Here is a 9,400-nt window from a genome sequence, read left to right on the forward strand (position 1 = left end):
CGTGTGGCAGCCCGATACGACAGGTGCCCAAAGGTCTTCCTCTCAGCCATCGCACGGACGGCTACCGTCATCTTTTTGGCTATGAATTCTGACCCTAATGGCCAGTCTTAATCAACCCAGGTACTTATCCAATCCTTGATTTGTGTCCATAAGATCGCGTGGAAACTCAAGGGCATATCACGGGCGCTATTTGATCGGATTCATCGAAGGCTGCGGAGAGAAATCGCGATGGTTGGAAACACAATCTTCGTGCAGCCATTCAAATCGGTAGGTGGGTATGTTGGCGGGTAGCTGGTAAAAACCGCCAATTTTTCCAATGGATTCAAAGTGTCGGGCGACACATAGTTCTGCCACTCACGCTTCACTAAGCTATTGATTTCGCTTTAGCTACCATTTCAACAGAGCACACGTTTTTCCATTTGCGTCTCAAAGGTCTTCCATCATGTCCGCTGAACTCCACGAGAGTCTCTATTCGCCTAACGTGCGGAATATATCGAGAGAAAACCCAAAGCAAAAATCGCTTTCAGAAAGCGATGCCATTCTTTTTGAACTTTAAGAATGGTCTTTTATCGACTGCCTCCGCCACTACTGCAGTTGTAAAATGTCCGGAACGCAAAGCTGTCTTCTTGCCGGCATTTTGTCCGCACCATCCGATCGTTTCAGCCGCTTCGGACCGTCTTTGACCTTGATCTTCGGCTTTGCTAGTGGACCCTTCAAGGTCACGGGCCAAGGGCTCTTCGAAAGAGGTTCGCCAATCTTGCGGGGCTGCAGACTTAGGTCCAAAACCTTGCCCGCCACATTAACACCGCCAAAGACGACGACTTGGACATGATCTGTCTCCAATGTGGTTTGTTTCGTCGAAATACTTCCATTTGAAATACTAATCGGCGCGCGCAAACATACAATTGGAGCAACCTTCTGTTTCTTTTTGGTAAACACCCAAGGTAGCACCCCCAATCCTGCCAGATCTAAAAGCTGGGTCTCGATCGAGCCGTCACGCATAGAAACTGTGGCATTGCCGCTCATGCTATTGGCAAAATGCTTGACTGAATCGGTTCCGCCGGTCACCGAAAAATCTGCATAGATTGTACCGCTTGCGCCCTTTTTGAAGTTCAGGCTGTGAAGAATTTCATCCAGTTGCCAGCCACCTGCCTTGCCGGTCAACGTGAGCAGATGTGCGTCGTTCGATAGATCTAATTGCCCACTGACGTCGAAATGAGCGCCTCCGTATTCAAACTTCAGTGGTCCTGCCTTAAGCGCGTTTTTGTTGAGCGTCACTTCGCTCTGCAGACTGCTGATGCCCTTGGCACCTTCGATGTGCCGAAGGTCAACGTCGACATCCATATCCATGCCGGACAAGAGAATTGAGCGCCCGATAGGTTTAAGCGTTACATCTCTTAACGCGCCTTGGTTGCCCTCGTCTTCTTTCTTAGGTTCTTTCTCTTCCGGATTTGGGCCGCCTAATTTCCGCAACTGTGCGGCAGCCTGAACGATAGTTCGGATCTGATCTATCATTATCAGGTCACTCTCAATGGAACCCTGCAGCACCGGGTCGCTTGTTGCATCATCAAGATCGGCCATAATCTGCAAGATAGAGTCGGCGACCTCAACATTGGCACTCGCGTTCCAATCAGTGCCTTCGCTAACAAGATTGATTTCAAGGCGAGCCTGCCCGGTTTCCACACGTTCAAGCGATAGTGCCTGCAAAAGATCCGCTCCGGATGGAACAGCGACATCAATTGCCAAATCCAGGTCCTCGAATTTGAGTACATTCTCGACAGTGCCATGCACCTCAAGGTTCCAGACGTCTGTATCGCGTGTCTTCCCATCCAAATTCGTCAGCGAAAGCTGATTGATGTCGCCGTTCAAATGGAAGTCACCGGAAAACCTGCCAAGCTGGTCGTCTGGTCCCAACAATTCTGGCGAGATCAAACTGCTTGCCGGTATATCCACTAGGCCTTCTGCTGAAATGCCTTGCAACTGAAGCGCGTCATCGACCGAACCGTTCAAAATGATAAACGGATCGGCTGGGTTGCCAATTCTAAGGTTGATGTTTCCGACTTTTAAAGCGCCTTCTGGTGTTCTGGAAAGCTCGGAGAACTTAATCGGGGGCGGGCCTTCGCCGGACGTGTCCAACGTGAAACCGTTGGTCTTAATGACCATTTGTCGCTGCGGCACCTGCCCAGGCACGCTGTCGATAACCATGTCGACTGCGATAAGTTTAAGATCATACCGCGAGGCGGCTGGGGCTGGTTCCGCATCTTCTGGGTACAACCTAATTCGGGTTGTCAGGGATACGTCTTCTGGATTTCCCAACTCTCCGATTTGTCCCGTCAGCGAAAGGCTTTGCCCACCATCCAATTCAGTCAATACAGCCAGGTCATCAATCCGGGCTACGCCGTCGACTGATTTGAATGCTGCACCAATACTCCCTGAACCCTCCAGAACGCGATTGAGTTTCAGGATATCAAGAAGCTGACCAAGTTCGGCAACCTCTATGGTCGTATTCACTTGTAGCCCGTTCTCTTGAGGGACTTCCTCGGCGGCAATCGCAATCTGATCGAAGTTCACCGCGACCTGAAACGAGTCGTCCGCAGGAATGCTCGCGTTCAGAGTAAACTTCTCTCCGTTTAGTGCACCAGCCCCAACCGCGGTCACAACGTCGGTTTCCGTATCACGCTTTAAATTCAGCTCAGGAAGCTGCAGATCCAGACCAAGCCCGTTTAGATCGTTCTGGTAAAGAACGGTGACGTCGGTCAGGTCAATTTTGTGGTCCGTTAGAATTCCAGCCACAGACAGGTTTGCAGGTTTGGCCGGATCCCCGGCTCTAGCGCCCGTTTGGGAAGCGGACTGCCAGTTTCCGACACCGTCTTTGTCCGTGATCAAGTTGAGGTGAACACCCGAGAGAGAAAGCTCACTCAGCGACAATTTGCTGTTCCAAAGGTCGCGGGCAGAAATTTTGAACTCAAGTTTATCGATTGCTGCCAGATTCGCTTCGGCTCTGATCGCGCCGGGTAGTACCAATCCCGCTGCTGATACATGCAGTTGCCGACCAAGGCCTAGACGCACTTCATCATCGATTAACACGTCCTGACCAAGTTTCTTCGAGATCAGGTTTTCAACAAAAGTGGTCCTGACAGAAGAAAACAACGCAGAGGACAGGAAAAGCCATGCCACAACAACCGCGACGAACGCGACAGCGCAACAAACCATGACACCTTTTGTGATGAACCGCACGCTTTTCTCCTAAGGTTCTGATTCCTTTTTTGGGCAGACTAGACCATTAAAGCATCATGTTAATGGAATATGTGGCTTCTCATTTTGCTGAACCCTAAATGACCTTGACCATTTAACCGACTGCTCTTGCGGAATTGGTCGGGCGGCTAAGAAACGGTTAAAGGACTAAATTTAGGATGTGCTGCTGACCCAGTTTCAAAATAGCTGGCTTGAAACGCGTTTAACGATTCGTAAACGGGCACATTGCATTAGCTTTGATTACTGCGACCCGACGCCCAACCAAACTAGTGGCGGCTAAAATACTTCAATTCTCACATCCATCTAATTACTGTTATATGTGAATTATTCAAACGATGGGGACACAATGAATTCGCTAACTAGAATCACACGTGGGATTGGCGTTGCTTTCAAGGATGGTAGAGTGAAAGGCCTTCTTGCCTTTACAGTCGGAATGATTTTATGGGCCTCGGTCTTCTACCACTTTGTCGAAGGTTGGAGTTGGCTCGACTCAATCTACTTTTCTGTCGTGACCATTTCGACCGTAGGGTTTGGTGACTTCTCACCCGAAACCGCGGCAGGGAAGATCTTTACGATGGTATACATCATTGTAGGACTCGGTGTCTTCGTGACTGCAGCAACCACAGTGGCGGATACAATCTTGTCCCAAGACGACAAAAAAGCGGACAAGTAGATTATCCCAATTTGGCCGACCCGAACTCATGCCCAGGCATTGATTTGACTGGGCATCTCAAGCCGTGGCCCGGATTAATTTGTGTCTTCAAGCTGATAGATGACCACTAAATTCTAAAAAAATATACATATTAGGTTTTTTGAGTGTAACATTCAAAAAAAGTTCACGGAGGGATGGAATGGAAAAGACTCAGGACGCGAAGATTGTCGATCTAGCGATACGATTGCTATTTCTTGGACTATTCCTCTACAGCGCCCTGGTTATGGTGGCCCCGCTTGCGAGCGTGGTTATCTGGGCAACGATCCTCTGTGTGGCGCTTTACCCGGCATTTGATTGGCTCCAGTCCAAGCTGGGAGGGCGGAAAAAACTTGCCACAACGATCTTGGTTTTGTTGGGCCTTGTTCTGACCCTCGGGCCAGTCGCAACTGCGGTGTCCGGGGCTGCTGAACTAGGGTCCGAGTTTGCGGAACAAGCAGACAAGGGTGAGTTGAAAATCCCCCCTGCCCCTGAGGGGATCAAGGAACTACCACTGATCGGAAGCAAGATTGCCGATGTCTGGAGTATGTTTGAACGGAATCTGGACGGTGCGCTTGCAAAATACGGCGCGCAAATCCTTGAAATCACCAAATCGCTCTTCGGAAAGGTGTTGGGCATTGGTATCGGGCTTCTTGGCTTAGCTCTGTCCGTGTTGATTATGGGGGCATTGTTCAGCCCCGGGCCAAATTTGGTCCAGGGTCTTCAGCGCTTTGCCAACCGTGTCTTTGCGCCGCGCGGCGGTGAATTCGTGACACTGGCAGGCGCAACGATCCGAAACGTTACAAAAGGCGTGATTGGCGTAGCAGCCATTCAGGCAGTTTTCGTTTGGATACTGTTGGCATTGTTTGGGATTTCTTCGGCCGCCACGCTGGCATTTATCTGCCTCATACTCTCAATTATCCAAATCGGGCCCGGACTGGTTCTGATACCAGTTATTATCTACGCGTGGAGTTCTATGTCCGGTGGAACTGCTTTGATCTTCACCATATTGGCCGTTCCCGTCATGATAATGGACAGTTTCCTAAGACCCGTGTTCATCTCAAAAGGCCTTGAGACTCCCATGCTGGTCATCCTCATCGGTGTTCTCGGAGGTATGATGGCGTACGGGTTGATCGGCGTTTTTATGGGGCCGGTACTCTTTGCTGTCTTCTATGAGCTGTTCAAGGTTTGGATTGATACCTCACCTGAAGCCGAGGGCACTGTCGAAGGTGCGACGAAATGAGGAAAACGATATGGACAACCCTGGCTGTCATTCTGATTTTCCTTGTCTGGTACCTGGTCGCTGATCGAAAAACACCTTTTACCGGGAACGCCAGAGTAAAAGCTGTAGCCACCCAAATCGTGCCTCAGGTGACCGGAACGGTAACGGAAGTCTTGGTAGAAAACGGCCAAATCGTTTCGGCAGGTGATGTTCTGGTTCGAATAGATTCCAGACCCTACGAAATCGAGCGTTCAAAGGCGGAAGCTGATCTTGAAGCGGCAACCCAAGAGGTGGGTGCGTCTTCGGCAGAGGTAAGTGCGGCACAAGCCAAACTCGCAAGGGCGCAGAGCGATCTGGATACGATGCGCATTCAGACGGAACGTGTATTTGCGCTCGAAAAGAAAGGGTTGATTGCCGTCTCAAAAGCCGATGATGCACGGGGACAACTGGCAGAATCCGAGGCAAACTTTGAGAACGCAAAAGCTGATCTGGAAAAAGCAAAGCAAAGGCTTGGTGACGATGGGATTGAAAACCCGAAAATCCAGCGCGCACTGGCGGCATTGGCGGATGCGGAACTGAACCTTGAATGGACCGAACTGCGTGCTCCTGCGACAGGTGTCATTTCTAATCTGCTGATTGCCCCCGGAACGTATGCGCGATCCGGCCAGGATCTTTTGACGTTTCTGGATGCAACCGACGTCTGGATCGAGGCGTATTTTACCGAGAACAATCTGGGAAGAGCTTCAATAGGGTCTCCGGTTGATGTGGTGTTGGATATGCATCCAGGTAAGATTGTTCCGGGCGTCATTGAGAGCTTTAGTGCTGCTGTTTCTTTGAGTGGCAGTGATGAGCCAGGGCAATTGGCGAGCCCGCCAAGCACCAAGGGATTTTTGCGGGAGCCCGAAAGGTTTCCGGTCAGGATTGTTTTACCCGGCTATGAAGCTGGAAGTGCCGAAGACGATCTTCGCTTTCAACTGAACGGGCAGGCCGATGTAATCATGTATCTAAGCGACAACTCGTTGCTGAACCTCGTAGGCCGCGCCTACATCCGCGTGGTTTCAATCTTCTCCTATGCATACTGAGAACCAACGCTCTGTCACCCGGCTTGCGCTGGGTGTTACCGGTGTATTTGCATTGGGCCTGTTTCTCGGGTGGCCACTCGCCATCATTGGAGCGGTTTTCACTGCCCTTTTTCTTCAAGCGCCTGCCGCATTGCCTTTGGCAGCGTTTGGCAAGCTGTTTGTCTTCTCGATTGGATTGATGTTCACTTCATTCCTGCTTTCCTCAATCTTCTCACCATATCCTGTTGTGTTCCTGATCCTAGTGGCGATTGGAATAATCCTGTCTTTCATATGGTCCGTTTCCGGTGCCGGAGTATTGCCCGGTGTCATCGCCCTCATGGGAGCGTTGATGATCCCGAACTTGGTTTTGCAATCACAGGATCTGGCCTTGGTGCTCGTGTATTGGATACCGCTGAATCTGCTGTTTGCAGGCTTTGTATCGACGCTGATGTTCGTGTTGATACCCGCTGCACCTCAAACGGCACCTCAAAAGAAAGCTGCAACATCGCCGGACTTCGACTCACATCGCCGAATAGTCAGGATGTCTCTGGTCACAGTGCCCTTTGCTATGGCGTTCTTTATTTCCGGCGCTTCTGCTTTGTTGGTCCTGTTTTTTGTCGCCCTGCTGAGCCAGCAACTTGCGGCAATGCCTGCTGCAGGCAAAACAGTTGCAAAAGCTATGCTGACGGCAAATCTACTTGGGGCCGCAGTATCCATCATTTGTTATGAAATAAACGTAATAGCTCCGGTTATTCTCACCCCCGTTTTGCTGTGTTTTTTCTTTTGCCTAACACTCGGAGCACTTGGAAAGTCAAAAGTCCCGCTCGCCGCCGCCGCCGGTTCCGCTATTACGACAGCTCTGATAGTATATGGCGGTTCGGTTGCACCATTTTCAGACGAGGCTGACGTCAAGAGCATCACTCGCGTATTGCAAGTTGCCAGCGCCGCTTTTTTTGTAATCATCGCATATGTTGTGGTAGATGAGTTTTGGCCGGAGAAAGAGCGCCAGGCGACTCAATGAAGTTAGTTGCGACAAAACTTGGCGCTGAAACCAGCAGAGTTCCCAGTTTGACCAATTTTCGCAACCACCGCACGAGTTGCAGCGCCATAACAAACCGCAAACATCGCAGTAGTGGTTTATTGTGAAGCGATCTCTGGTTGAGTGCCCGACCTGTTCTCACGTACCTTCGACAATGGCATTTCAAGCCTTGGCAAATTCCTTAACGATGTACCGCAGCAAGTTATTACCCTCGTCAATGAGATCGTGGCGATCTTCTTTCTTTGTCACCACAGCTGCCCATGCCATTTGATCTTTGACCCAGCCCCTTGATCCGGGCCGTTTGGATGTAGAATCCGTTCCTGTTTTTTTCTCGTGATAAGGTTGCGGTCAAGGCCTGCTGAGCGGAGCCTTTGCGTAGCTCAAGCGAAGCAGGCCGGGCGGCACGGTTGAGATTGGCGTAAACGGCCGGTGCCAGTCCGCCAAGCGATGTGTGTGGTCTCTGAGTGTTGTAGTCGATCCTCCAGGTTTCAATGATCTTTCGGGCTTCTGCGAGATTGCCGAAGATATGTTCGTTCAGGCATTCGTCACGCAGTCGACCATTGAAGCTCTCCACGAATGCGTTCTGCATGGGCTTGCCTGGTGCGATGTAGTGCCAGCCAACGCCAGTGTCTTGGCACCATCGAAGAACGGCATGAGATGTCATTTCCGTTCCATTATCGCTGACAATCATGTCCGGCTGGCCACGCCTGCGGATCAGATCATCCAGTTCACGGGTCATCCGCGCGCCTGACAACGAACGATCCACGACAGTTGCCAGTGCCTCTCGGGCGCAGTCATCAATGATGCACAACACACGGAACCGCCGACCATCCTCAAAGGCGTCGGACACAAAGTCAAACGACCACCGCTGATTGGCCCGATCCGGCACAAGAATAGGCCTTCGCGTGCCCAAAGCTCGTTTGCGCGACCGACGACGGCGCACAGCCAATCCTTCCTCACGGTAGAGACGAACAGCTCCTTGTGGTTCACTTCAAAGCCCTCTCTGGCCAATAGGATGCCCAAACGCCGGTAGCCGAACCGACGACGTTCGTTCGCCAGTTCGCGCAAGCGCTTGCGCAAGGCCGCGTCATCCTCGTCCTGTTTCTGATACTGGAAAACAGACCTGTGCAGGTCGGCCAGTTCACACGCCCGACGCTCAGACAAATCGTGTCGATCCATCACGTCTGACACGGCCCGTCTTTTGACATCGGGCGTCAGTAGTTTTTTGTCGCGAGATCCTTCAATGCCGCATTGTCGAGCATCGCATCTGCCAGCATGCGCTTCAGGCGGTTGTTCTCATCCTCAAGTGCACGCAGCTTCTTGGCATCCGACACGTTCATCCCGACGAACTTGGCCTTGTATTTGTAGAACGTTGCATCGCTGATCCCGTACTTGCGGCACAACTCCTGTGCTTTAACTCCAGCCTCGTATTCCTTGATCATTCCAATGATCTGTTCGTCCGAAAATCTGCGTTTCATAGTCCATCCTTTGCTTGGACGGATTACTAACACTTCAGTGGCCTGATTTCAGGTGGTTGGGTCATGAGGCAAGTGTGGTGAACAGCTGTCCAGCAGTGACCGAGGATATTCGTTAGTTTTGGCAAAATTCAAACTAACCAGTTCAGCCAAAGAAAACTCGGCAAATCGTCGTTACGCGCACGCACCTCAAGTGAGCATACCCAAGGTCATGAAAAATGCGACCAGGTCCAACCACCTCTGCCCAATCCGATTCCGGCATCAGCCATCACCGACTGGCACATAGCGAACCAACAAAAAACGAAGCGTCTATCACCAATGGAACGACTATGGCTGCCAAATGGCAAAACTATGTGTCGTCCCACAAGGAATGTCGGGCGACACATAGTTTTGCCATTCATCGACATCTAAGCCTTTGATTTTAAATTTCCCTAGAATAGCACGAGGCACGAGTCTTGCCATTTGCGACTCAAAGGTTTTCCATCAAGCTTAAGCCATCGCATAGCGGCAATTGCCCTTCTGTTAAACAGTTACAGGCAAAAGCCGTATGCACAGGCGGATCGCACACTCCAAATTGATCTAGGTGGCAACGTGCGAAACATCCCTGTCCGGCGAGTATATGTCCAAGATGTTCCAATGTCCGGTCGTTGGTGTTGGGTT

The 9,400-nt window shown here is 51.0% G+C and carries 6 protein-coding genes and 1 pseudogene; 4 read left to right on the plus strand and 3 right to left on the minus strand.

The window, feature by feature from the left end; translation table 11 throughout:
• Positions 1-585: 585 nt before the first annotated feature.
• Positions 586-3,237 (minus strand): AsmA family protein, encoded by a 2,652-nt coding sequence (locus GS605_RS21310; protein WP_171725205.1) that lies wholly within the window; start codon positions 3,235-3,237, stop codon positions 586-588.
• A 421-nt stretch (positions 3,238-3,658) separates the two neighbouring features.
• Here GS605_RS21310 and GS605_RS20820 point away from each other — a divergent pair, with 421 nt between their 5' ends.
• The 4 genes from GS605_RS20820 to GS605_RS20835 all read left to right on the plus strand — a co-directional run bounded on the left by GS605_RS20820 (position 3,659) and on the right by GS605_RS20835 (position 7,247).
• Entirely contained in the window at positions 3,659-3,928 is a 270-nt protein-coding gene (locus GS605_RS20820) for a potassium channel family protein (RefSeq protein WP_348539722.1), read from the plus strand.
• Positions 3,929-4,106: 178 nt separating this feature from the next.
• Positions 4,107-5,186 carry an AI-2E family transporter gene (locus GS605_RS20825; protein ID WP_171634622.1) on the plus strand — a complete coding sequence of 360 codons (1,080 nt, stop codon included), beginning with the start codon at positions 4,107-4,109 and terminating at the stop codon, positions 5,184-5,186.
• Complete coding sequence (locus GS605_RS20830; protein ID WP_210092780.1) at positions 5,183-6,247, plus strand: HlyD family secretion protein; 1,065 nt, start codon at positions 5,183-5,185, stop codon at positions 6,245-6,247. The genes GS605_RS20825 and GS605_RS20830 overlap by 4 nt, the downstream gene beginning before the upstream one ends.
• Positions 6,237-7,247 carry a DUF2955 domain-containing protein gene (locus GS605_RS20835; RefSeq protein ID WP_171725207.1) on the plus strand — a complete coding sequence of 337 codons (1,011 nt, stop codon included), beginning with the start codon at positions 6,237-6,239 and terminating at the stop codon, positions 7,245-7,247. Before GS605_RS20830 ends, GS605_RS20835 begins: the two co-directional genes overlap by 11 nt.
• Before the next feature lie 346 nt (positions 7,248-7,593).
• Here the strand turns inward: GS605_RS20835 and GS605_RS20840 are convergent.
• Positions 7,594-8,743 (minus strand): annotated as a pseudogene (locus GS605_RS20840) (IS3 family transposase); the annotation flags it as partial.
• 466 nt (positions 8,744-9,209) lie between these two features.
• Positions 9,210-9,400, minus strand: a 191-nt coding sequence (locus GS605_RS20970; protein WP_216600279.1) for a hypothetical protein, incomplete at its 5' end; no start/stop codon positions are given.

This window comes from Ruegeria sp. HKCCD7559, from assembly GCF_013110575.1.
In the GTDB taxonomy this organism is placed as follows: Bacteria; Pseudomonadota; Alphaproteobacteria; order Rhodobacterales; family Rhodobacteraceae; genus Ruegeria.

Coding starts and splice junctions, on each gene's coding strand:
- GS605_RS20825 (WP_171634622.1), top strand. CDS start 4,107: ATGGAAAAGACTCAGGACGCGAAGATTGTCGATCTAGCGATACGATTG.
- GS605_RS20830 (WP_210092780.1), top strand. CDS start 5,183: ATGAGGAAAACGATATGGACAACCCTGGCTGTCATTCTGATTTTCCTT.
- GS605_RS20835 (WP_171725207.1), top strand. CDS start 6,237: ATGCATACTGAGAACCAACGCTCTGTCACCCGGCTTGCGCTGGGTGTT.